The organism is Pseudooceanicola sp. HF7, assembly GCF_011806405.1.
Taxonomy (GTDB): domain Bacteria; phylum Pseudomonadota; class Alphaproteobacteria; order Rhodobacterales; family Rhodobacteraceae; genus Pseudooceanicola.
This window is the reverse complement of record NZ_JAATOW010000017.1, coordinates 1-23660: the sequence shown is the minus strand read 5'-3', so window position 1 is coordinate 23660 and position 23660 is coordinate 1. Positions and strand designations below refer to the sequence as shown.

24 protein-coding genes are annotated in these 23660 nt (G+C 64.6%); 13 read left to right on the top strand and 11 right to left on the bottom strand.

The features are described from left to right. Positions 1-36 precede the first annotated feature (36 nt). On the bottom strand, positions 37-1701 hold the full coding sequence (locus tag HCZ97_RS11115; RefSeq protein WP_167688791.1) for an iron ABC transporter permease: 1665 nt from the start codon (positions 1699-1701) through the stop codon (positions 37-39). 89 nt (positions 1702-1790) lie between these two features. Between HCZ97_RS11115 and HCZ97_RS11110 the strand changes: the two genes are divergently transcribed. Further along, on the top strand, positions 1791-2666 hold the full coding sequence (locus HCZ97_RS11110; protein WP_167688790.1) for a hypothetical protein: 876 nt from the start codon (positions 1791-1793) through the stop codon (positions 2664-2666). Positions 2667-2820: 154 nt separating this feature from the next. Here the strand turns inward: HCZ97_RS11110 and HCZ97_RS11105 are convergent, their stop codons facing one another. Further along, positions 2821-3084 (bottom strand): DUF2312 domain-containing protein, encoded by a 264-nt coding sequence (locus tag HCZ97_RS11105; RefSeq protein WP_167688789.1) that lies wholly within the window; start codon positions 3082-3084, stop codon positions 2821-2823. Positions 3085-3243: 159 nt separating this feature from the next. On the opposite strand from HCZ97_RS11105, the gene HCZ97_RS11100 reads away from it, so the two are divergent. Then, on the top strand, positions 3244-3459 hold the full coding sequence (locus tag HCZ97_RS11100) for a hypothetical protein (RefSeq protein ID WP_167688788.1): 216 nt from the start codon (positions 3244-3246) through the stop codon (positions 3457-3459). A 265-nt stretch (positions 3460-3724) separates the two neighbouring features. Here HCZ97_RS11100 and HCZ97_RS11095 read toward each other — a convergent pair whose 3' ends face one another. Beyond that, complete coding sequence (locus HCZ97_RS11095; RefSeq protein ID WP_167688787.1) at positions 3725-3949, bottom strand: hypothetical protein; 225 nt, start codon at positions 3947-3949, stop codon at positions 3725-3727. 278 nt (positions 3950-4227) lie between these two features. Here HCZ97_RS11095 and HCZ97_RS11090 point away from each other — a divergent pair, with 278 nt between their 5' ends. Beyond that, a complete protein-coding gene (locus HCZ97_RS11090) occupies positions 4228-4653 on the top strand; it encodes a TIGR01244 family sulfur transferase (RefSeq protein WP_167688786.1) in 426 nt (141 codons plus the stop codon). 52 nt (positions 4654-4705) lie between these two features. Here HCZ97_RS11090 and HCZ97_RS11085 read toward each other — a convergent pair whose 3' ends face one another. From HCZ97_RS11085 to HCZ97_RS11065, 5 genes are all read right to left on the bottom strand, one after another. After that, positions 4706-5887, bottom strand: a complete 1182-nt coding sequence (locus tag HCZ97_RS11085; RefSeq protein WP_167688785.1) for a FliM/FliN family flagellar motor switch protein — start codon at positions 5885-5887, stop codon at positions 4706-4708. A gap of 184 nt (positions 5888-6071) precedes the next feature. Then, entirely contained in the window at positions 6072-8759 is a 2688-nt protein-coding gene (locus HCZ97_RS11080) for an ATP-binding protein (protein WP_167688784.1), read from the bottom strand. Next, entirely contained in the window at positions 8756-9163 is a 408-nt protein-coding gene (locus tag HCZ97_RS20395; RefSeq protein ID WP_175581708.1) for a hypothetical protein, read from the bottom strand. The genes HCZ97_RS11080 and HCZ97_RS20395 overlap by 4 nt, the downstream gene beginning before the upstream one ends. Next, positions 9160-9531, bottom strand: a complete 372-nt coding sequence (locus HCZ97_RS11070; protein WP_167688783.1) for a response regulator transcription factor — start codon at positions 9529-9531, stop codon at positions 9160-9162. The genes HCZ97_RS20395 and HCZ97_RS11070 overlap by 4 nt, the downstream gene beginning before the upstream one ends. Before the next feature lie 170 nt (positions 9532-9701). Further along, the gene (locus HCZ97_RS11065) at positions 9702-11030 is read right to left on the bottom strand and encodes a short-chain fatty acyl-CoA regulator family protein (RefSeq protein WP_167688782.1); all 1329 of its coding nucleotides are present in this window, start codon (positions 11028-11030) and stop codon (positions 9702-9704) included. A gap of 236 nt (positions 11031-11266) precedes the next feature. Between HCZ97_RS11065 and HCZ97_RS11060 the strand changes: the two genes are divergently transcribed. The 10 genes from HCZ97_RS11060 to aat all read left to right on the top strand — a co-directional run bounded on the left by HCZ97_RS11060 (position 11267) and on the right by aat (position 22306). Further along, positions 11267-12652, top strand: coding sequence for a substrate-binding protein (locus HCZ97_RS11060; RefSeq protein WP_167688781.1), 1386 nt, complete (start codon positions 11267-11269; stop codon positions 12650-12652). A 155-nt stretch (positions 12653-12807) separates the two neighbouring features. Beyond that, positions 12808-13839 carry a branched-chain amino acid ABC transporter permease gene (locus HCZ97_RS11055; protein WP_167688780.1) on the top strand — a complete coding sequence of 344 codons (1032 nt, stop codon included), beginning with the start codon at positions 12808-12810 and terminating at the stop codon, positions 13837-13839. A 3-nt stretch (positions 13840-13842) separates the two neighbouring features. Continuing rightward, positions 13843-15039 (top strand): branched-chain amino acid ABC transporter permease, encoded by a 1197-nt coding sequence (locus tag HCZ97_RS11050; protein WP_167688779.1) that lies wholly within the window; start codon positions 13843-13845, stop codon positions 15037-15039. A 9-nt stretch (positions 15040-15048) separates the two neighbouring features. Continuing rightward, on the top strand, positions 15049-15813 hold the full coding sequence (locus HCZ97_RS11045; RefSeq protein WP_167688778.1) for an ABC transporter ATP-binding protein: 765 nt from the start codon (positions 15049-15051) through the stop codon (positions 15811-15813). Between the two features lie 12 nt (positions 15814-15825). Further along, a complete protein-coding gene (locus HCZ97_RS11040; protein WP_167688777.1) occupies positions 15826-16581 on the top strand; it encodes an ABC transporter ATP-binding protein in 756 nt (251 codons plus the stop codon). Between the two features lie 113 nt (positions 16582-16694). Next, on the top strand, positions 16695-18647 hold the full coding sequence (gene acs, locus HCZ97_RS11035) for an acetate--CoA ligase (RefSeq protein ID WP_167688776.1): 1953 nt from the start codon (positions 16695-16697) through the stop codon (positions 18645-18647). A 134-nt stretch (positions 18648-18781) separates the two neighbouring features. Beyond that, entirely contained in the window at positions 18782-19465 is a 684-nt protein-coding gene (locus HCZ97_RS11030; RefSeq protein WP_167688775.1) for a PRC-barrel domain-containing protein, read from the top strand. Between the two features lie 250 nt (positions 19466-19715). After that, entirely contained in the window at positions 19716-20216 is a 501-nt protein-coding gene (gene accB / locus HCZ97_RS11025; protein WP_167688774.1) for an acetyl-CoA carboxylase biotin carboxyl carrier protein, read from the top strand. A gap of 7 nt (positions 20217-20223) precedes the next feature. Next, positions 20224-21573, top strand: a complete 1350-nt coding sequence (accC, locus tag HCZ97_RS11020; RefSeq protein WP_167688773.1) for an acetyl-CoA carboxylase biotin carboxylase subunit — start codon at positions 20224-20226, stop codon at positions 21571-21573. A 76-nt stretch (positions 21574-21649) separates the two neighbouring features. Next, on the top strand, positions 21650-22306 hold the full coding sequence (gene aat, locus HCZ97_RS11015) for a leucyl/phenylalanyl-tRNA--protein transferase (RefSeq protein WP_167688772.1): 657 nt from the start codon (positions 21650-21652) through the stop codon (positions 22304-22306). Positions 22307-22344: 38 nt separating this feature from the next. On the opposite strand, the gene HCZ97_RS11010 is transcribed toward aat, so the two are convergent. The 3 genes from HCZ97_RS11010 to HCZ97_RS11000 form a co-directional block, all read right to left on the bottom strand. Further along, complete coding sequence (locus tag HCZ97_RS11010; RefSeq protein WP_167688771.1) at positions 22345-22788, bottom strand: DUF2155 domain-containing protein; 444 nt, start codon at positions 22786-22788, stop codon at positions 22345-22347. Beyond that, on the bottom strand, positions 22785-23231 hold the full coding sequence (gene mlaD, locus HCZ97_RS11005; protein WP_167688770.1) for an outer membrane lipid asymmetry maintenance protein MlaD: 447 nt from the start codon (positions 23229-23231) through the stop codon (positions 22785-22787). The genes HCZ97_RS11010 and mlaD overlap by 4 nt, the downstream gene beginning before the upstream one ends. Before the next feature lie 121 nt (positions 23232-23352). Continuing rightward, positions 23353-23660, bottom strand: a 308-nt coding sequence (locus tag HCZ97_RS11000; RefSeq protein WP_167688769.1) for an NADH:ubiquinone oxidoreductase subunit NDUFA12, incomplete at its 5' end; no start/stop codon positions are given.

Here is a 23660-nt window from a genome sequence, read left to right as displayed (position 1 = left end):
CGTTTACTTGCTGGCGAGGGGCCGATCAAGTGGTTTTCATCGGTTTGTGCGTGCCAGCAGCGCAACCGCCGCAAGGCCGACGCCGATCACCAGAAGCGCGGCCGGCGCGGCCTGGCCCAATTGCTCCAGGCTGGCCTTTTCGAAGACCCGCGTGGCCAGGGTGTCATAGTTGAAAGGCCGCAGCAGAAGCGTGGCGGGAAGCTCCTTCACGCTGTCGACGAAGACCAGCAGCAGCGCAGAGGCCAGCGTGCCGCGGATCAGCGGGAAATAGACCGAGCGCAGCACCTGCGCGCGGCTGCGCCCTAGGGAGCGCGCCGCCATGCCAAGCGCCGGGGGCACGCGGCCCATGGCCCCGTCCGTCGCGCCCTGGGCGATGGCGAAGAAGCGCACGCAATAGGCCAGGACCACCGCGAAGGCCGTGCCCGTCAGCATGAGCCCCGGATCGAAGCCCGTGAGCGCCAGGATGCCATCCGCGACGCGGTTGTCGAGCGCGGCAAGCGGGATCAGGATCCCCACCGCCAGCACGGCGCCGGGGGCGGCATAGCCGATGGTGGTGACCGGCAGCAGCAGCCGGGGCAGCGCCGCGCCGGACAACCGCACGCCGTAGACCAGGAAGATTGCCGCCAGCAGCGTGACCACGGCCGCCGCTCCGCAGATGGTCAGCGTGTGGCGCAGGGCGGCCATCAGGCCGGGATCCAACCAGCCATCCCCAGCGGAAAGCGCATGGGAAAGGATGACGCCTCCGGGCAGGACGAAGCCCAGCAGGAAGGGCACCAGGCAGCCCGCCGTGGCAAGCCCGGCCCGCCAGCCGCTCAGCTGGCGGCGCGGCACCGGGCGATGGCGGCGCGAGAGCGCGTAGAAGCGCAGGCGACGGCGGGAGGTCTTCTCCACCAGCACCAGCGCCAGGACCAATGCGAGGATCACGCAGGCGATCTGGGCCGCCCCGCCGGGATTGTAGCTTTGCAGCCAGACAGAGAAGATGCCGGTGGTCAGCGTCTGCACGGCAAAGAAATCCACCGTCCCGAAATCATTCACCGTTTCCATCATCACGATGGAGATCGCGGCGGCGATGGCCGGCCGGGCCATGGGCAGGCCGATGCGCCAGAACCGCGCGAAGGGGCCGGCGCCCAGGGAGCGCGCGACCTCGTCCGCGCTGGCGGATTGTTCGCGGAAGGCGGCACGGGACAGCAGGTAGACGTAAGGATAGAGCGCGGCGGAAAGCACGATGATCGCCGCCCCCATCGAGCGGATCTCGGGGAACCAGTAGTCTCGCGCATCATTCCAGCCGAAGAGCTGGCGCAGCCCGCTCTGGATCGGGCCGGCATATTCCAGGAAATCGACCAGCGCATAGGCGCCGATATAGGCCGGGATCGCTAGCGGTAGAAGCAGCAGCGTGTCCAGTGCCCGGCGCAGGGGAAATTCGTAACGCGCCGACATCCAGGCGGTGGCCGTGCCCACGATCCCCGTCACCAGCCCGACGCTGAGCATCAGCATCAGCGAATTGCCCAGGTAGCGCGGCAGCGTGGTAGAAACCAGATGCGCCCAGATCGGTTCCTTTGGGGAAAGGGCCTTCCAGAAGACTGACAGGATCGGTGCAAGAACGATCACCGCGATCAGCGCCGCGCCGATGGACCAGGGATCCAGAAGGGCCCGCAGGCGGCGGCGTCGGGTCGGGCGGAGTGTAACTTGGGCATCAGTCATGGAAATGGGTTGCCCGAAACGGTTGGGTCTGTCCAGATCGCAGCCTAAGATGGCACCGGACCTCTTCCGGCCAGCCACGCGGAGCAGAAATGAAAATTGCGATCCATGCAGGTGTCTTCGGGACGGACGATGACCAGCTCACGAAGTGCCTCCTGCGCAACCGGGATGTGCTTCTGGAAAAGGGTGTCTCTGTCCCGGGACCTTCAAGATACAGGCGTGAACTGCGTCATATATTGGACAAGATGTCCTACGAGTCGCGCCTGGACGGCCAGCGCGAAACGCTTCTGAACGGGCTGGACGGGCCGCTCGATTGTCCGCGCCTGTTGCTGACCAATCCCAATTACTTCAGCGTTCCGCGCCGCGCCCTGGCCCGGAACCGATTCTACCCGAATGCCGACATGCGCCTGGCTGCGACACGCGACCTCTTCCAGGAGGACCAGGTCGAGGTCTTCCTGGGCCTGTGCAACCCGGCGATCTTCGTGCCAAAGCTGGAGGCCGACGCCCCCGGTGCGGGCATCTACGAGGTGTTCCGCGATTGCGATCCCGAAGCCCTGCATTGGTCAGAGATGCTCTACCGGATGCGCGCGGCGGCGCCGAATATTCCGATCACCGTCTGGTGCCATGAAGACACACCGCTGATCTGGCCAGAGGTCCTTCACCGGATCTGCGGCCTTGAAACGCCGATCCCGCTGGAAGGTGAATATGCCATCCTGCGCCAGGTGATGCACCCCAATGGCCTTGAGAAGCTGCGCGACTACATGGCCCGCAACAGCACCCTGACCGATCAGCAGCGGCGCGAGGTGACGGCGGCCTTCCTGGAGCGTCATGCCCTGGACGACTACCTGGAGACAGAGATCCACCTGCCCGGATGGACGCAAGAGACCGTCGACACCCTGACGCGGATCTACGAAGAGGACCTGGAGCGGATCGCACTGATCGAAGGCGTGCGCTTCATCCGCCCCTGAAAAAGTGACGTTTCGTCAGCGCCCGGCCACGGAAAAGGCCGGGCAGGATGTCCCCTGCCCGGCCTGATCTGATTGCGGCGCGGGGCCCCTGCCCCGGCTGAAAGCTGTTCTGACCTGCGCCTGACCCCTTCGGCCCGAAACCGGGCCAAGGGCCTCAGCTCATGCCCAGCGCTTCCTTGTACATTTCCAGCACCGCCTCTTCCTCGGCTATGTCGTCCTGATCGCGCTTGCGCAGCGCGATGACCTTGCGCATGACCTTGGTGTCATAGCCGCGGCCCTTGGCCTCTGCCATGACTTCCTTTTGCTGGTCCGCGATATCCTTCTTTTCTGCCTCGAGCCGCTCGTAGCGCTCTATGAACTGCCGCAATTCGCCGGCAGTCACGCGGTAATTGGCATCTGCGTTGCTCTCGTCTTCCATGTCTCACCTTCGGATCGGAACGTCAGCCAGCCCTTGGCGGCGGCGGAACCCCTTGCTAGCGGCGGGGTGACGGTGCTGCAAGGGGGAAGCGCCCGCTCTAAGGCTTGCAACCTGAGATCGGCTGGATTAGGCGCAGGAAAACCTGCCAAGGAGGCGCACATGGAATGGATGATCTGGATCGGGGCCGTGGTTTCGGTCATCGGGCTGACCCTTCTGGTCTGGTCCATCGTCAAGGTGGCCAGGGCCAAGAAAGCCCAGCTGGAAGATGCCGCCCTGCGCGAAGAGATCCGCAAGGCCATGCCGCTGAACATGGGCGGGCTGTTCCTGTCCGTGCTCGGCCTGATGGCCGTGATCCTGGGCATTTCGCTGGGCTGAGCCGCGGCCTGGGGACGCAGCTTCTGCGCGGCAAGAACCGGCAATTCCCCGCCCGGAAAACTGGCTAAAATTGCCGATATCCGCCGGAAACCCCGCGGCGCCCTTGCGATCATGACGCGCATTACCCGAATCGTTTTGCACGTATAGATTGCGGGAAAATCTATGCATGCAAATGAAAACCCCCGCCGCAAGGGATGCTTGCGGCGGGGGTTCCTGTCTTTGCGACCCGTGGCGATCGCGCTGCGCGGTCGTTGGATGTGCCTGGTCAGATCGGCAGGTTATCGAAGCGGGATTCGATCGCTTCGTTTGTCAGATCTTCCTGCATCTGACGGAGCTTCGACGGAACGACGACACCCTTGCGGGAAAAATCTCCAACAAGTTCATGGAGTTTGTTGAGGTGTTGGTGGCGGTTGCCTGGGCGCGTGCCTGAAATGAGATCCGAAACATGGGCAAATTTCTGATGCAGGTCAGCCATCGACATATCGTTCATATGCTCCTCCTCCTGGTCTGAATGGGAACGTGACGACGCAACCCCACGCGTCCTCACAAGTCCCCAGCCTATTGGTAAGGCCCGGTGCTCCTCCCAAAGCGGTCCGGACCGGTCCTACTATACCCAATGCCGTCCGAGCGACCAAACATTATCCCTGCGGCAGATCGCCTTTGAGGCGATGTGACAGGTCCGGAGCCGGCGCTGCGAGCGGGGTCAAAATGCGCGGTGCCGCACCGCCACTGCTGGACAGGGTTCGCGGGCAGGCATAAGCTTTGACCATGGATATTCGTCAGATCTCTCCCAGCTATTCCGTATCGCCTCAGATCGCCCCCACAGACATGGGCGCCATCAAGGCCGCGGGATTCACCCGTATCATTTGCAACCGCCCGGATTCAGAGAACCCGCCGCCCATGCAGGCCGAGGCCATGGCCCAGGCGGCAGAGGCCGAGGGGCTTGAGTTCGTGGTGCTTCCGCTGACCCATGACACCATGACGCCGGACAACATCGACAAGCAGATGGATGCGGTGGAAAGCGCCGAAGGGCCGGTGCTGGCCTATTGCGCCTCCGGAACGCGCTGTTCGGTGATCTGGTCCCTTGGCCAGGCCTCCGCCGGTGGTAACGTGGATGAGATCCTGGGAACCGTGGCAAAGGCGGGGTACGACCTGTCCGGTCTGCGCCCCCGTCTGGAACAAATCGCGGGCTGAGAAGACCGTCAGACGGCGCAGGAAGGGCAGCTCAGGCTGCCCTTTGTCGTTTCTAATCCTCGATATCGGGCAGATCCGGCAGCGCCATGCCCATGGAGGGGAAATCATCCCCGCCGCCATCGCCATCCAGCCCCGGCAGATCGGAGAGGTCCGGCAGGTCATCCATGGCCGGCAGGTCGCCCATTGCGGGTAGATCATCCATGGCCGGCAAATCATCCATCGCCGGAAGGTCGCCCATGGCGGGCATGTCGGAGAGGTCGGGCAGATCGCCCCCGCCGTCATCGCCTATCCCCATGTCGATCTGCGGAAGATCCGGCAGACCGCCGCTGTCGCCGTCGTCGAACCCGCCGAAGTCCGGGGCATCCAGCGTGTCCCCGGCCGGTTCCGCATCGAAGAAGTCGCCCGCCGCTCCGGCAGAGCCCTCAAGCGCCTCGCGCGCCTCTGCCAGTTCCTCCATCGTCAGGCGCACCGCGCGGAAGCCATTGACCTGGCCCAGGCGCACCCGGCCGATGCACTGGCCGCGCGATGTCTCCAGCCGGGTCTTCTGCAGCGCCTCTTCCGGCACCGCCAGCACATCGCCGACCTTCAGCGCGCTGATCTGCGCCAGCGGCATGGTGAGCCTGTGCAGCACGGCTTCGATGGTGGCCGGGGCGGACATCACCGCATCCGCCAGGTTCACGCGGGATCCTTCGTCATCGCCCTCTTCCAGCCGCAGGCCATCGGCGCGGTGCGGCAGCGCCAGGGTGAGTTCCCCCTGCCGGATGCCGCCCAGATCCATGGAGACACGGAACAGGTGGAATTCCGGCGCCTCAAGCGCCAGGCCCAGCAGGCGCTTGTTCTCAATGCGCACGCCAAAGGCATAGCCGGTGAGCCAATCGGTCCCCCGCGCTCCTTCAAGAAAGCCAGCCAGGCGGTGGAAGACATCATCCAGCAGCGGCGCCACAAGGGCGGCATCCGTGGCGGTCAGCGCGCGCTGCTCCACCTCCAGCGGAGAGACGCGGCCCATCGTACTTTGCTCGACAAGGGAGGTGGTCGCGGGCAGGTCCAGCACGGCAGCGCCGCGCAGCCCGACCGGCCCGTCGAGCAGCAGCAACAGGTTCTCATCCGACAGCATTTCAAGGAAATCCTTGGCCGGGATGAAATCGTAGCTCAGAGAGGTCACGACCAGGGACAGGTCCAGAAGCTCATCCGCGCTCTTGGCCAAGGCAAGACGCAAAGCTTTCTCGGGCGACATGGCCCGTGCCTGATAGACTTCCCTGGCAGCTACCGCCTTTCTGCGCAGCACTGCATTTGAACTTGCCTTCGCCATACTCTCCGCCACCGCCTCTCGCGGGTAATCAAGAACTTTGTAGGGGTCAGATGGTTACCATCCGCTTTAAGAAATGGCTGGGCAGAGGGGAACCTGCCCCGGTGCCGCCTTATCGGGCAGCCAGGGCGACACCGCTGGAAAGCGTCACGCGAAAGGCCGCGCCGCCCTGCCCCGGCAGGTAGGTGATGGCGCCGCCCAGGCGGGCCATGATCTCTCTGCAGATGGCCAGGCCCAGGCCCGCGCCGCCTGCTTTCTGCTCTCCGATGCGGGCGAATTTTTCGAAGATGAGGTTCTGCTGCATGGAGTCGATGCCGCTGCCGTTGTCGATGAAATCCACGGTCAGCGTGCCATTGGTCAGCCGGCTGACGATGCGCAGCTCCGGCTGCGCCGCATCGCAGTATTTACGGGCGTTGGACAGGACGTTGATGAAGACCTGCACCAGGCGGTCGGAATCCGTTTCCAGCCAGATATCCTCTTTCGCGGGGGTGCGGCGCAGGATCAGCCCGTCCCCTTCGGGATCGGCGGCAGAGACCGCCAGGTCCAGCACCTCGGACAGGCGGACGCGGCGGATGTTCAGGGTGACCTGGCTGTGTTCCAGCACCGACAGGTCCAGCAGATCGTCCAGCAGCCGGGTCAGTCGCACCCCCTCGTCGTGGATGATCTGGGCATAGCGGGCGCGGTCCTCTTCTGCCATGCCGCCGGAATCGCGCAGGATCTCGGAAAAGGCCCGGATGGAGGTCATGGGCGTGCGCAGCTCATGGCTGATCTGGCTCAGGAAGGCATCCTTCTGCACCGACAGCTGGGTGAGCTTCTCATTGGCCAGCCGCAACTGGCGCGCGGTGCGGGTAAGCTCGCTCGACTTTGCCTCCAGCTGGCTGGAATATTCCATGATCTGCGCGGTCTCATCCGCCACTGCCATCAGGTCCTCGACAGAGACGGCGGCCCCGCCGACAATCTGCGCCACCATGGCATGGGCCGTGGCCGCCCCGACAGAGCCGGACAGCTCCCGTTCCAGGTGTTGCAGGAATTCCGCCGTGGGTTCGGGCAGATAGCCCGCAACGCCCTGGCGCGCGGCCTCGGACTGGAACAGCGCCTGCGCCTGGGTGGCGCCCAGCAGGCGCTGCGACATGATCAGCAGATCCTCTGACTGGGCGGCCCCGGCAGACCACCCCTGGGGGCTGGCGGAATGCTGGAAGACATTGACGAATTGCGCGCCCTGCAGGCGTTCCATCGGCGAGGGGAAGGAAAACAGCGACAGCAGCGTGAACATCACGCTGTTCAGCAGGATCGACCAGAAGACGCCATGCACCAGCGGGTCCACCCCTTCGATCCCGAACAGCGCCTGGGGGCGCAGCCAGGACAGGCCCCATGGCCCCTGGTCCAGCACGCTGCGCGGCAGGATCACGTCCGGTCCGAAGGAGGGCAGGAACAGGCACCAAAGCCACAGGCCGAAGCCCACCGCCAGCCCCGCAAGCGCGCCCGATCGCGTGGCCCCGCGCCAGAAGATCCCGCCCAGCATTGCCGGCAGGAACTGCGCCACCCCGGAAAAGGACACCAGCCCGATAGCCGCCAGGGCCGCGCCCCCGCCCGAGAGCCTGTAATAGACATAGCCCAGGAAAAGCACCGCGATGATGGAGGCCCGGCGCGCCAGGATCACCACGTTGCGCATGTCGCCCGAGACCATCGCGCCCTCGCCGCTCATCTTCAGCCAGATCGGCATGACGATGTGGTTCGACACCATGGTCGACAGGGCGATGGCCGCGACGATCACCATTGAGGTGGCCGAGGAAAAGCCGCCGATGAAGGAAAACACCGCCAGCCCCGGGCGCCCTTCGGACAACGGCAGGGTCAGCACGAACATGTCAGGGTTGGAGCCCGCCGGCAGCAGCGTCAGCCCGGCCACGGCGATCGGCATCACGAAGAGGCTCATGGCGATCATGTAAGACGGAAAGGCCCAGGCGGCGGTGCGCAGGTGGCGCTCGTTCTCGTTCTCGACCACCATGACCTGGAACATGCGCGGCAGGCACAGCAGGGCCGCGGCAGAAAGGAAGATCAGCCCGGTCCAGCGCCCGTTGGCCATGCGCCAGTGCCCCAGGCTGGCAGAGGCATCGATCCGCGCCAGGGTCTCGGCCACGCCGCCGCCCAGGCTCCAGACCGTGAAGATGCCCACGGCCAGAAGCGCGCAGAGCTTGACGACCGCCTCGACCGCGATGGCGATGACCACGCCGTGGTGGCGTTCGTTGGCATCCAGGTTTCGCGTGCCGAACAGCACGGTGAAGGCCGCCAGCCCCGTGGCAACCCAAAGCGCCGTCGCGCGGTTGTCCGCCGTGCCATAGGCCACCGGATCGGCAGCGGCGAAGACGGCGAAGCTTTGCGTCACGGACTGAAGCTGCAGGGCGATATAGGGCGTGGTGCCGATCACGGCGACCAGCGTCACGGCCACGGCCAGCAGGTTCGACTTGCCATAGCGCGAGGAGATCAGGTCAGCGACGGAGGTGATGCGCTGGCTACGCCCGATCCGCACGATCTTGCGCAGCGCCCAGAGCCAGCCGATCATCACCAGCGAGGGCCCGATGTAGATCGTCAGGTACTCAAGCCCCGAGCGCGCCGCATAGCCCACCGCGCCGTAAAAGGTCCAGGCCGTGCAATAGACCGACAGCGACAGCGTGTAGACCAGCGGAGAGCGCAGCCAGTTCGACCGCCCCTTCTTGGCGGCGCGCTCCGCCGCGAAGGCGATGGTGAACAGGAAGGCGGCATAGCACAGGCAGACCCCCACCAGCAGGTTGAGAGAGGTCATGACCGGTGCTCCGTCTCAGCCCCCGGATCGGAGGGTTCGCCGGGCGTCGGCTCTGCGCCATCGCTTGCGGTCCGGGGCTGCGGCCTGAAGGACGGGGTATCGGTCAGCAGCGGAAAGGGCGTCTCTTCATGCGGCAGGGCCGGATAGCCGCCCGGGCCCAGGTCCGGAGGATCACGGAACTTCCACAGGCAGAGCGCGGCCGCCAGCGTCAGCGCCGCCCAGCTTCCGAAGATGTAGAGAATGGCGCGGGACATGGAGAAGTCCCCGTCCTGGGGCCATTGCAGCGGCACCGCCACCAGCAGGATCACCCCAAGCACCGGCAGCAGCCGCACCGCATCCACCAGCCGACGCTGGCGATAGCCGCGCCGCGCCAGAAAGACGGGGCCGGGCCGCGGCCCTCTCATGTGGGTACGATCATCGCGTTGACCGCCGCCAGCACCTCTGAATTCGAAAAGGGCTTGGTCATGAAGCGGCTCGCGCCGACCTCTTCGGCCAGGGTCCGGTCGCTGCTCTGGCCCCGAGCGGTCAGCATCAGCACCGGCAGGCTGTCCGTCTGATGGTCCGCCCGAAGATCGCGCAGGATGTCATAGCCCGACCGTCCCGGAAGCATGACATCCAGGATGACCAGGTCCGGCTTGCGGGCATGGATCGCCTCTACCGCGTCGATCCCGTTGGAATGACTGGCAACATGCCAGCCATCCCGCGACAGGATAAAGCTGATGGCTTCAATGATATTGGGTTCATCCTCGATCACGAGAACCGATTTGCCCATAAGGTCCTCCCCTCCCTTGCAGAGCAATCATTTCCCTGTCTTAGCAGGCGCAGCGCGAAGAGGGAAAGCACCATGTGCCGCAGATCGGAATTTCCCGCATAAGCTGTGTTGCCTGCCTTGGGACCAAGCATTGTTGACCCCGGCATTTTGAGCTGGGCAGCACGCGCCGATCAGGCGTCCTCTGCCATGATCGCCGGTTCGCGCCGCCCCCGGCAGGCGGGCTTGGGGCAGATGCGGCAGGTCACGCCGACGCGCGGCATCTCCTTCAGGGCCGTGGCAGAGGGCATGGGCTGGATCAGCATATGCGCCTCGAACATCGGGTCGCGGTTGGGCACCTGCGGGCCGGCGGGCTGGGCAATGGCGTGGGTGACAAAGACCCCGTCGGTGCGCCCGGCCAGGCGGATCACCTGGCGCAGTGGCATCATCGGGCGGCTCAGGGACTGGAACAGCGGCCAGAGCGGACAGGCCGCGCCGAAGCGGGGCAGCGGAAAGGCCGACAGCGGCTTGCGGAAGGTCAGCGCGCCGGAGGCATCGCAGGCAACCAGCCCGAAGGGTCGCTGCCCGCGCGACGCCAGCAGATCCGCCGGCAACGCCGCGAGCCGGCGCATCATCCGCCCCGGGTCGAGCCCAAAGCGCGCGGCCAGCTGAGAGGGATCGGGGCTTTCCTCTTCGGGCAGCGCCTCTGCCAGGGTGGCGGCAGGCAGGATGCGGGCGTCCTGCGCGTAGACCTCAAGCGCGCGGCGCGCCAGCAGCTTTGCCGCGGCAGAGACCAGCCCGCTGCCTGCCCCGTCGACCAGGTCCGACACGGCAGAGGCCTCTGGCGCGCTCTCCAGTTCGGGGAAGTAATAACCGCGGGCGCTGAAGAAGCTTTCCACCTCGTCCTGGGGGGCGGCCAGAACCGTTTCCTTGCTGGCGCCTTCCTCAAGCTCTGACACCAGGCGGCGGGCGCCTTCGGCCAGCCGGGCGCTGTCTTCGGCGATGTTGCGGTGGAACCGCGCGCGCCATTCCGGCGGGATACCGGGATCATCCACCAGGATCTCTGCCGAGGCATGGATGGCCGTCACGGTCGACAGAACCTCATGCATGGAGGCCGCAAGGTGGGGGTCATGGGCCAGCCGGTCCGTCAGCGCCGTCACCGCCTCTTCCAGGGCCCCGATGCGCTGATGCTGGCTGGCGATCATGTCGGCCCAGCCCGGGAAACGCCCGGTGAATTCTTCCAGCCGGTCCAGCTCTGCCGTGGCGGGGACCTGGTCCGCCGCCGCCTGGCGCAGCGTGGCCAGCAGCGCGGCCTCTGCGCCTTCGGAAAGCGCGGCGGGCTCAACCTCCAGCGCCTCAGCTATAGCGAGAAGAACCTTGCCGCCGATTCTGCGCCGGTTGTGTTCGATCAGGTTGAGATAGGAGGCAGAGATCCCGGCCCGGCGCGCCAGTTCCGCCTGGCGCATTCCAAGCCCCATGCGGCGGTCACGGATGCGTGAGCCTGTCAGCGTCGTCCTGGGCATGTTTTTCCCTGTTCTTTCAATCGTTTTCTGCGGCGCAACAGAATTTCTTTACAACTGTACCGCAAAACCTGTGGATTTGTTTACAAAAAAATCCAGCAATCAAAAGGGATTGTTGCGCGGTTTTCGATTTCGGTGCGATGATCCCATTGCACAAAGTGCGAGCGGCCGCGCGGAGGAGGCGTTGCCGCAACCGCCATGGACAGGACCATGGCGCCCAATCCAAGGGAGGAGACTTCATGTCTAAACACCTGACACGCCGCGGCCTTATCAAGACCGGTGTCATCGGCGGGGCCGGGCTGGCCGTGCCGACGATCTTCACCGGTGCAGCCAATGCGTTCACCAACGAACCGGCGGGCGGGACCGTGACGCTCGGCTTCAACGTGCCGCAATCGGGACCCTACGCGGACGAAGGCGCGGACGAACTGCGCGCCTACCAGCTGGCGGTCGAACACCTGAACGGCGAAGGCGACGGCGGCATGCTGAACACCTTCAGCTCCAAGGCGCTGGAAGGGAACGGCATCCTGGGCAAGAAGGTCGAATACGTGACCGGCGACACCCAGACCAAGTCCGACGCGGCGCGGGCCTCTGCCAAGTCGATGATCGAAAAGGACGGCGCGGTGATGATCACCGGCGGGTCCTCTTCCGGTGTGGCCGTGGCCGTCCAGGGACTTTGCCAGGAAGCGGGCGTGATCTTCATGGCCGGCCTGACCCACTCCAACGACACCACGGGCAAGGACAAGAAGGCCAACGGTTTCCGTCACTTCTTCAACGCCTACATGTCCGGCGCGGCGCTCGCCCCGGTGCTGGCGGCCCAGTACGGGACCGACCGCAAGGCCTATCACCTGACCGCCGATTACACCTGGGGCTGGACCCAGGAGGAATCGATCAAGGCCGCGACAGAGGCCCTGGGCTGGGAAACGGTCAACACCGTCCGCACCCCGCTGGCGGCCACGGACTTCAGCTCCTACATCACGCCGATCCTGCAAACGGACGCCGATGTGCTGATCCTGAACCACTACGGTGGCAACATGGTGAACTCGCTCACCAACGCCGTGCAGTTCGGCCTGCGCGACAAGATGGTTAACGGCAAGCAATTCGAGATCGTCGTGCCGCTTTATTCCCGTCTGATGGCACGTGGTGCCGGTGAGAACGTGAAGGGCATCTTCGGCTCCACCAACTGGCACTGGTCGCTGCAGGATGAAGGCTCCAAGGCCTTCGTGAAATCCTTCGGCACCAAGTACGGCTTCCCGCCGTCCCAGGCGGCGCATACCTGCTACGTGCAGACGCTGCTTTATGCCGATGCCGTGCAGCGCGCCGGGTCCTTCAACCCCTGCGCCGTGGGTGAGGCGCTTGTCGGTGGCGACAGCTCCATCGAGGGCATCGATAGCCCGGCCAACAAGGGCTACCTCTTCGACGGTCTGGGCAACGGCCAGGTGCTGTACCGCGCCGCCGACCACCAGTGCTTCAAGGACGTTCTGGTCGTGAAGGGCAAGGACAACCCCACGTCCGAGTTCGACCTTCTCGAAGTGGTTGAACAAACCCCCGTCCAGCAGGTCTGGTACGAGCCCGACAACCCGATGTTCGCCGGCGGCAACCTCGGTTCCTGCAACGCCGGCGCCTGATCGGCACGGCGGGTCGCGCGGGGGCCTTCCCCGCGCGGCACACCGACTTCGCCCCGGACAATCCGACCGGACCTGACCGGGGTTTCCCCGGACCTGCGGAGCCTTGCCGGGCCCCAGGCAGGCACCCCTTCCACACGTGAACCCAGGTGGGGACAATGGACGCAATCATCCTTCAAATTCTCAACGGGCTGGACAAGGGCAGCGCCTATGCGCTGATCGCGCTTGGCCTGACGTTGATCTTCGGCACGCTCGGCGTCGTGAACTTCGCCCACGGCGCGCTCTTCATGATCGGCGCCTTCTGCGCCGTCACGCTCAACAAGATCCTCAACCTCTCCTTCGAGACGGTGGATCCATCGCGCACCGATTTCCTTGGCAACCCCATGGTGGTCAAGACCCCCTATGTCGAAGGCTGGTTCGGCCCCGAAGTGGGGGCGTCGATCATCGACTGGTCCGTCCCCCTGTCGATCCTGTTCTGCATTCCGATCATGCTGGCCGTGGGCTTCATCATGGAGCGCGGGCTGATCAAGCATTTCTACCGCCGCCCCCATGCGGACCAGATCCTGGTCACCTTCGGCCTGGCCATCGTGCTGCAGGAGCTGATCAAGCACTACTTCGGCGCCAACCAGATCGCCACGCCGGCCCCGGATGTCTTCCGCGGCTCCTTCGACTTCGGCGCGATGCTGGGTATGGATCCGAACGTGATCATCTACCCCTACTGGCGCCTGGTGTACTTTGCCTTCGCCGCCCTGGTCATCGGCGGTGTCTTCGCCTTCCTGCAGTTCACCACCTTCGGCATGGTCGTGCGCGCCGGCATGGCGGACCGCGAAACCGTGGGCCTGCTGGGCATCAACATCGACAAGCGCTTCACCATCATGTTCGCCCTAGCGGCCGTCGTCGCCGGCATGGCCGGGGTCATGTACGCGCCCATCAATTCGCCCAACTACCACATGGGCATGGACTTCCTGGTCCTGAGCTTCGTGGTGGTCGTCGTCGGCGGCATGGGCTCCCTGCCCGGGGCGGTGCTGGCCGGCTTCCTGCTGGGGATCCTGGAAAGCTTCGCATCCATGAACGAAATCAAATCCCTCATTCCGGGGATCGACCAGATCATCATCTACCTTGCCGCGATCTTCATCCTGCTCGCGCGTCCAAGAGGGCTGATGGGTCGCAAAGGCGTGATGGAGGACTGATCCATGCTGGGACTGAAAAAGAAAGACCTGACCCTTCTGGGTGTCGTCGCCGCCCTGGTGATCTTCGCACCCTTCATCCTGAACCCCTTCCCCGCCGACAGCGCCATGGCGCAGTTCAACGCGGGCTATCCGGACCTGATGCAGCGCTTCGTGATCTTCGGGATCTTCGCCATCGGCTTCAACATCCTGTTCGGCCTGACCGGCTACCTGTCCTTTGGCCATGCGGCCTTCCTGGGGGTCGGCTCCTACTCTGCCGTCTGGATGTTCAAGCTGCTCAGCATGAATGTCATCCCGGCGATCATCCTGGCGGTCATCATCTCCGGCCTCTTTGCAATGCTGATCGGCTTCATCTCCCTGCGCCGCTCCGGCATCTACTTCTCCATCCTGACGCTGGCCTTCGCGCAGATGAGCTTCAACCTGGCCTATTCGGTCCTGACGCCCATCACCAACGGCGAAACCGGCCTGCAGCTGACGCTGGAAGACCCCCGCGTGCTGGGCGAGACCGCCACCTCCTCCGGTGGCATCCCGGTCACCAACTTCTTCGGGCTCGAGATGCGCGCGACGGAAACGCTGAACCTGGGCGGCTGGAGCTTCCAGTTCAACGCCGGATACTACCTCTGCGCGCTGATCATGATGATCGCCTTCTATATCTCCATCCGCATCTTCCGCTCGCCCTTCGGGCTGATGCTGCGGGCGGTGAAGTCGAACCAGACGCGACTGAACTACACCGGGCTGAACACCCGCCCCTATACCCTGGCCGCCTTCGTGATCTCCGGCATGTATGCCGGGCTGGCCGGTGGCCTGATGGCCTCCATGGACCCGCTGGCCGGGGCCGAGCGGATGCAGTGGACCGCCTCGGGTGAGGTCGTGCTGATGACCATCCTGGGTGGTGCGGGCACGCTGATCGGCCCGGTCCTGGGCGCGGGCTTCATCAAGTACTTCGAGAACATCTTCTCCAAGATCAACGAGAACGTGCTGCACCAGTGGTTCCACGCCCTGCCCGACGGGATCGAAACCCCGCTGGTCTGGGTGGCAGAGCACTTCGTCGGCTCCGGCTGGCACCTGACCCTTGGCCTGCTCTTCATGCTGGTCGTCACCTTCCTGCCCGGCGGCCTTGTCGAAGGCGGCCAGCGCATCGGACGGCTTGTGCGCCGCCGGGGCGAAAGCAAGAAGGCCACGCAATCCACCCCTGCCGAATAGGAGGCCGTAATGGGTATTCTCGAAGTCAAGAACGTCGGCAAGCGGTTCGGGGGCCTGCAAGCCCTTGGGGATGTGAACCTCTCTGTGGCGGAAAACTCCGTCCACGCGATCATCGGGCCGAACGGCGCGGGCAAGTCCACCCTGCTGAACTGCCTGGTGGGCAAGCTGATCCCGGACACCGGCAGCGTCATGTTCGACGGCCAGTCGGTGCTGGGCCGCACCCCCTACGAGATCAACCAGATGGGGATTTCCCGGGTCTTCCAGACCCCGGAGATCTTCGGAGATCTCACCGTGATGGAAAACATGATGATCCCCTGCTTCGCGCGCCGGGATGGGTCTTTCAAGCTGAACGGGATCAAGGCCGTCACCTCCGAAGGAGAGATCCGCGACAAGGCAGAAGCCATGCTGAAGGACATGAACATGCTGGAAAAGCGGCACATGCATTCGGCCTCCATGTCGCGGGGGGACAAGCGGCGGCTTGAGATCGGCATGTGCCTGGCGCAGGAACCGCGCCTGCTGCTGCTGGACGAACCCACCGCCGGCATGGCCCGGGCCGATACCAACAACACCATCGACCTGCTCAAGCAGATCAAGGAAGAGCGCGACATCACCATCGCCATCATCGAACATGACATGCACGTGGTGTTCAGCCTTGCCGACCGGATCACGGTGCTGGCCCAGGGCACGCCCCTGGTCGAGGACACGCCGGACAAGATCAAGGGCCACCCCAAAGTGCGCGAAGCCTACCTGGGCGAAAGCGCGGCGGCGGCATAAAGGACAGATCAGATGAACGTCAAACCCGACTTTTCCAAGGGCAAGAACTACGCCGAAACCGCCCCGGCCTTCCTGTCCGTCTGGAACATGGAAAGCTATTACGGCGAAAGCTACATCGTCCAGAACATCAGCTTCAACGTCCACGAGGGCGAGATCCTGGCGCTGCTGGGGCGCAACGGGGCGGGCAAGACCTCGACCCTGCGTTCCATCGCGCGGATGAATTCGCCCCAGGTCACCCATGGAGAGATCTGGCTGGATCACCAGCCGCTGCACACGATGTCCTCTTATCAGGCCTCGCAGGCCGGGATCGGCCTGGTGCCGGAAGATCGCTCCATCATCCCCGGGCTCACCGTGGAAGAGAACCTGCAGCTGGCCCAGATCGCCCCACCCGTCGGCTGGTCCCTGGACCGCCTTTACGAGCTTTTCCCGCGCCTGGGCGAGCGGCGCAAGCAGGAGGGCGTGACGCTGTCGGGCGGCGAACAGCAGATGCTGGCCATTGCCCGCGCCCTGGCACGCGACATCAAGGTGCTCCTACTGGATGAGCCCTACGAAGGGCTGGCCCCGGTGATCGTGGACGAGATCGAAAAGACCCTGCGCATCATCAAGGAACAGGGGATCACCACGATCCTCGTCGAACAGAACGCGGTGCGGGCGCTGGAACTGGCCGACCGGGCCGTGATCCTGGACACCGGCTCCATCGTCTTTGACGGCGCGGCCGCGGAAGTGCTGGGTAATGAGGAACTGAGGGCAGAGTACCTGGCGATCTGAGCCAGCCGGGCCGGAGCAGTTAATTCCGGCCCATTCTCTGCAGGGTCGGTTGCAGCTGCCTGCCTGCCGGCCTTATGTAACTCATGGTAAAGAGAATTGGGGAGGAACCCGCCATGAACGAGATGACCTATCCGCCGAGCCAGGATTTTACCTCCCTGGCCCATATCGACGCAGAGAAATATGCTGCGATGTACAAGGCCTCGGTCGAGGATCCCGACACCTTCTGGGGCGATGCGGCCCGCGAACGGCTGGACTGGATCGAACCCTTCACCAAGGTGAAGGACACGAATTTCACCCTTGGCGAGGTTTCCATCAAGTGGTTCGAGGACGGCACGCTGAACGTCGCACACAACTGCATCGACCGGCACCTGCCCACCCGTGCCAATCAGACTGCGATCCTGTTCGAACCCGACGATCCCGAAACGCCGGCCCAGCACATCACCTATGCAGAGCTGCATGAAAAGGTCTGCCGTTTTGCAAACGTGCTGCTGGCCCAGGGCGTGATGCGCGGCGACCGGGTGGTCATCTACATGCCCATGATCCCGGAGGCCGCCTATGCCATGCTGGCCTGCGCGCGGATCGGCGCAATCCATTCGATCGTCTTCGCGGGCTTCTCTCCGGACGCGCTGGCCAACCGGATCAACGACTGCAGCGCCAAGGTGGTCATCACCGCCGACACCGCCCCCCGAGGCGGGCGCCGCACCGCGCTGAAATCCAACACCGATGCCGCGCTTCTGCACTGCTCTGACAAGGTGCGCTGCCTGGTGGTGAAACACACCGGCGACCAGACCACCTGGATCGAGGACCGCGACGTCGACGTGAAGGCGATGATGGAACAGGTCGCCCCCGATTGCCCGATCCGCCCGATGAACGCCGAAGATCCGCTGTTCATCCTTTATACCTCGGGCTCCACGGGCAAACCCAAGGGCGTCGTGCACAGCTCTGGCGGCTACCTGCTTTATGCCTCCATGACGCAGCAATATACCTTCGACTACCATGACGGGGATGTCTTCTGGTGCGGCGCGGACGTGGGCTGGGTCACCGGGCACACCTATATCGTCTACGGCCCCCTGGCGAACGGCGCGACCACGCTGATGTTCGAAGGCGTGCCCACCTACCCGGATGCCTCGCGCTTCTGGCAGGTGATCGAGAAGCACAAGGTGAACCAGTTCTACACCGCCCCCACCGCCATCCGCGCGCTGATGGGTCAGGGTGTGCAATACGTCGAAGGCCATGACCTGAGCAGCCTCAAGGTGCTGGGCACCGTGGGCGAGCCGATCAACCCCGAGGCCTGGAACTGGTACAATGACCACGTCGGCAAGGGAAAGCTGCCCATCGTGGACACCTGGTGGCAGACGGAAACCGGCGGCCACATGATCACCCCCCTGCCCGGCGCGATCCCGACCAAGCCCGGCTCTGCCACGAAACCCTTCTTCGGCGTCCAGCCGGTGGTCCTGGACCCCACGGCCGGAACGGAGATCGAAGAGACCAAGTGCGAAGGCGTGCTTGCCATCGCCGACAGCTGGCCGGGCCAGATGCGCACCGTCTGGGGCGATCACGAGCGCTTCGAGAAGACCTACTTCAGCGACTACAAGGGCTACTACTTTGCCGGTGACGGCTGCCGCCGGGACGAAGACGGCTACTACTGGATCACCGGCCGCGTCGATGACGTGATCAACGTCTCCGGCCACCGCATGGGCACGGCAGAGGTCGAAAGCGCCCTTGTCGCCCATTCCAAGGTCGCAGAGGCCGCCGTGGTCGGCTACCCGCACGACGTGAAGGGCCAGGGCATCTACGCCTATGTCACGCTGATGAACGGGGAAGAGCCCTCGGACGAGCTGCGCAAGGAGCTTGAGACCTGGGTGCGCACCGAGATCGGGCCGATCGCCAAGCCGGACCTGATCCAATGGGCGCCGGGCCTGCCGAAGACGCGCTCGGGCAAGATCATGCGCCGGATCCTGCGGAAAATCGCCGAAAACGACTATGGCGCGCTTGGGGATACCTCCACGCTCGCAGACCCTTCGGTGGTGGACGAGCTGATCGAGAACCGCATGAACAAGGGCTAAGCCCCTGTCATATCGATGATCTGAAGAACCCCGGGCGCCAAGGCACCGGGGTTTTTCGCTTGTCCCAAGATCGGCTTGGAACTTGTGGCTGCCATGCGGTGTTGGTTGGTCAGAACAGAGAATAGGAGATCGACATGACCTTCAAGAAAAGCCTGATGTCCGGTGTCGCCGCAATCGCCCTCGCCGCAACGCCGGTTCTGGCGCAAGAGGCCAGCACCGATACCGACCTGACCACCAACGTGCAGACGACGCAATCCGACGCAGAGGTGAACGCGCAGGCGGACACGGAAGTGAACTCCACCCTGGGCGATGACCTGGCCGATGCCGCTGACCGCACCGGCGAAGCCATCGAGAATGGCGCCAAGGCCACCGGCGACTTCATCGCCGACACCGCCGCCTCCGCAGAGGAATGGGCCGAAGACAGCGCCCAGGACACCGCTCAGGCAACTGACGAGGTGACCGACGAAGCCGTCGAAGAAACCAACGAGATGGCAGCCGAGGGGTCCTCGATCCCCTCCACCATCACCGCCGGTTCGCTGATCGGCACGGATGTGAAATCCAGTGACGGCGAAACCATCGGCGAAGTGGACAACGTTGTCCTGGTCGATGGCAAGGAAATGGCCATCGTCGGCGTGGGCGGCTTCCTGGGTCTGGGCGAACATGACGTCGCCATGCCCCTGGGTGATCTGCAATGGTCCGGCGAAGAACTGCAGGCAAAAGCCTATTCCAAGGCAGAGCTTGAAGGCATGGCAGAATTCGACCCCGAGATGGGCGAAGAAATCAGCCAGGACGAACCGGTGATGCTGGGCCGTTCGTAACCCCGGCAGGGCCGTCCGTTCCCTCGGACAGCTGAACGATCAGGGCCGTTCCCCAGCGGGAGCGGCCCTTTCCGTATCCTGCCCAGGGGCGGCGCGAAGCCTGCCGGCCGGGCCTTGCCTTTCGGCTCCCGAATTGCCGGTTGCCATGGACAAGCACCGCTTTCCTCTGGCACAGGCTTTCTCTATAAGCGGTGCAATCACACGATAGGCCCCCGATACAGAGGGGCTTTGATATCCGATCGAGGGTGTAATGAGCGACAAGACGCATGACGCAGACGTGACCTTTATCAAGGCTCTGGCGGAACTCCTGCGCGAGAATGATCTGACGGAACTTGAAGTAAAGCGCGATTACGGCAAGGACGACCAACTGAGCGTCCGAGTCAGCCGCAAGGCGGAAATCACCGCGAATGTCGCGGTTCCCGCCCCGGCACCGGCCCCGGCCGCCCCCGCTGCGGCCCCCGCGCCTGCAGCAGCAGCGCCCGCCGCCGTTGCGGCCAGCGAAGATCCCGCGGACCACCCCGGTGCAGTCACCTGCCCGATGGTCGGCACGGTCTACCTGCAGCCCGAACCGAGCGCCCCGTCCTTCGTCAAGGTCGGCGATACCGTCTCTGAAGGCGATACGCTGCTGATCATCGAAGCGATGAAAACCATGAACCACATCCCCGCCCCCAAGGCCGGGACCGTCAAGCGCATCCTGGTCGAGGACAAGGCCGCCGTTGAATACGGCTCTCCCCTTATGATCATCGAGTGAGGCGCATATGTTCGACAAGATCCTGATCGCCAACCGGGGCGAGATCGCCCTGCGTGTGATCCGCGCCGCGCGCGAGATGGGCATCAAGTCCGTCGCGGTGCACTCCACCGCCGACAGCGACGCGATGCATGTCCGCATGGCCGATGAAAGCGTCTGCATCGGGCCGCCCTCGGGCACCGAAAGCTACCTGTCCATCCCGGCCATCATGGCCGCGGCCGAAGTGACCGGTGCGCAGGCGATCCACCCCGGCTACGGCTTCCTTTCGGAAAACGCGACCTTCGTGCAGATCGTCGAAGATCACGCCCTGACCTTCATCGGCCCGCGCGCCGAACACATCCGGATCATGGGCGACAAGATCACGGCCAAGGACACGATGAAGGCACTTGGCGTGCCCTGCGTGCCCGGCTCCGATGGTGGCGTGCCCGACCTGGCCTCCGCACAGCGGATCGGCGAAGAGATCGGCTACCCGGTGATCATCAAGGCCACCGCCGGCGGCGGCGGGCGCGGCATGAAAGTGGCGAACAATGCCGCCGAGATGGAGCGCGCCTTCCACACCGCCCGGTCCGAGGGCAAGGCCGCCTTCGGCAACGATGAAGTCTACATCGAGAAATACCTGACCACGCCGCGCCACATCGAGATCCAGGTCTTCGGCGATGGCAAGGGCAACGCGGTGCACCTGGGTGAACGCGACTGTTCCCTGCAGCGGCGCCACCAGAAGGTGCTGGAAGAGGCCCCCGGCCCCACCATCACCGCGGAAGAACGCGCCGCCATCGGCAAGACCTGCGCCGACGCGGTGGCCAAGATCGGCTATGCCGGTGCCGGCACGATCGAGTTCCTCTATGAAAACGGCGAGTTCTACTTCATCGAGATGAACACCCGCCTGCAGGTGGAACACCCGGTGACCGAAGCGATCTTCGGCGTCGACCTGGTTCGGGAACAGATCCGCGTGGCCGAAGGCCTGCCGCTGTCCTTCACCCAGGATGACCTGACGATCAACGGTCACGCCATCGAAGTGCGGATCAACGCAGAGACGGTGCCGGGCTTCGCCCCCCGTCCCGGCACGATCACCGCCTACCACGCCCCCGGCGGGCTGGGTGTGCGGATGGATTCGGCGCTCTATGACGGCTACAAGATCCCGCCCTACTACGACAGCCTGATCGGCAAGCTCATCGTCCATGGCCGCGACCGGCCAGAGGCGCTGGCGCGGCTGCACCGGGCCCTGGGTGAGCTGATCGTGGACGGCGTGGAAAACACCGTGCCGCTCTTCGACATGCTGCTGCGGGATCCCGATATCCAGTCGGGGAACTACAACATTCACTGGCTGGAAAAATGGCTCGAACGGACGTTCCCAAGCTGATCTTCCTGCAATGGATCCGAATGCGGGCGGGCGCCAAGGCCCCTGCCCGCATCCAGCCCACTGCGGAGCCGGCCGCATGAGGGACCAGGACGAAGACGGCATCACGCCGGAACTCCTTCTCCAGGCCTATATGTCCGGCATCTTCCCCATGGCCGAAAGCCGCGACGATCCAGAGCTTTTCTGGGTCGATCCGCGCCGCCGCGGGGTCTTTCCCCTTGATCGCTTCCACATCTCGCGCTCGCTGGCCCGCCGCCTGCGCCGCCCGGATTACAGGGTCACCACCGACCAGGACTTCATGGGCGTCATCGAAGGCTGTGCCGACCGGCCTGAGACCTGGATCAATGAAGAGATTGCCGGACTTTACGACGCGCTTTTCCAGCGGGGCCATGCCCATTCGCTTGAGGTGCGCGCGCTGGACGGTACCCTGATCGGGGGCGTCTACGGCGTGACCCTGGGGCGGGCCTTCTTCGGGGAAAGCATGTTCTCGCGCCGCAAGGATGCCTCCAAGATCGCGCTGGCCTGGCTGGTGGATCGCCTGCGGCTGGCGGGCTTCACCCTGTTCGACACCCAGTTCCTGACCGAACACCTGGCCTCCCTCGGGGCCGAGGAGATTACGCGCGCGGATTACCATGCCCAGCTGGCCGAAGCGCTGATGGGCTACGCGGATTTCGCCGCAGAGATCGATCAGGATGTAGAGGGTCTGCTGGCCCGTCACCGGGCCTTGCAGGGCTAGGGCGCCAGCGCGCCCTGCCCCGATGTCTTCACGTCAGGTCAGTCGACGGGCGCATCCTCATCCCGCTCCACGGGCGCGGGCGGCTCTGCCTCTTGCTGGGCCGGATCCTCCACGTTGCCGGGCAGCGTGCAGCGCAGCGCCCAGATATCGTAGCGGAAGTGGTCCAGCGCGTTCAGCGCAGGGGAAGAGGCGATCATCCAGCCGTCGAAGAGATCCTGCCCCTTCTGCCGGATCGACAGATAGGCAAAGGCATCGCCGGACGGGTTCCCCGCCGGGTAGCGGCATTCCTTGAGCGTGATGTCCAGGTCGCCGAACTTGGTCGACTGGCCGTTGCTCAGCCGGATATCAGAGGTCGTCGCATCGATACGGTCCAGCCCGCGCAGGATCGCGCCCGTCCCCGGGTCCGCGGCCTCTTGTGCCGCAACACCGCCCGCCAGCAGGCACAGCGTGCCCGCCACACCCATGACACGCCGCAGGCTCATTCTGAGCCGCCTCCCGCAACGAACTTCAGCAGCAGAGAGATCAGGCTGACAGAGCCCTGGGTATCCATGACCTCTTCGCCGGCCTCGTAGTTGAAGGTCGATCCGCCCGGCAGGATTTCCACGAAATTGCCGCCCAGCAGCCCTTCGGAAGAGATCACGACCTGGCTGTCATCGGGCACGACGACGCCCTCCTGCACGGTGAATTTCGTCTGTGCGCGGAAGGTCTCTGCGTCCAGGTCGATGCCCGTGACGCTGCCGACCTTCACGCCGGCAAGGCGCACATCCGTGCCCACGTTGATACCTTCGACAGAGCGGAAGGAGGCGGACAGCGGATAGCCGCGCGATCCGCTCAGCCCGGTAAGCTGGCCGGCATAGATCACGAAGCCCACCGCCACGGCCAGGACTCCGGCGCCGACGATTACTTCAGTCTTGTTCTGTGCCATGTCTTGGTTCCCGTTCTGGTCACGCCGTGGTCTTCGCCCTGCGGCAACAGCACCCTGGGTCGGGCCTTACCCTGCCCCTGGCGCCAAGCTTATTCCGATCTGGGCTTTTTCCGGGCCGGTCTTATTCCGGGCTCCAGGCCTCGTAATCGTCGCGGGGGGCCGGTTCGGGCCGCCGGATCGATCCCGGAGGCGCATAGGCCAGCGCGGTCCCTGTCAGGTTCTCAAGGTGCGGCTTTTCCCAGGTCTTGTGCACCAGCGGGCGATCCGCCGGAGACTCGTCGAAGGTATGGTGCAGCCAGCCATGCCAATCGGGGCTGATGCGGCTTGCTTCGACTTCACCGCTGAACATCACCCAGCGGCGTTTGCCGTCAGCGGTCTGATAGAAGACATTGCCCTGATCATCCTCGCCCACTTTCACACCCTTGCGCC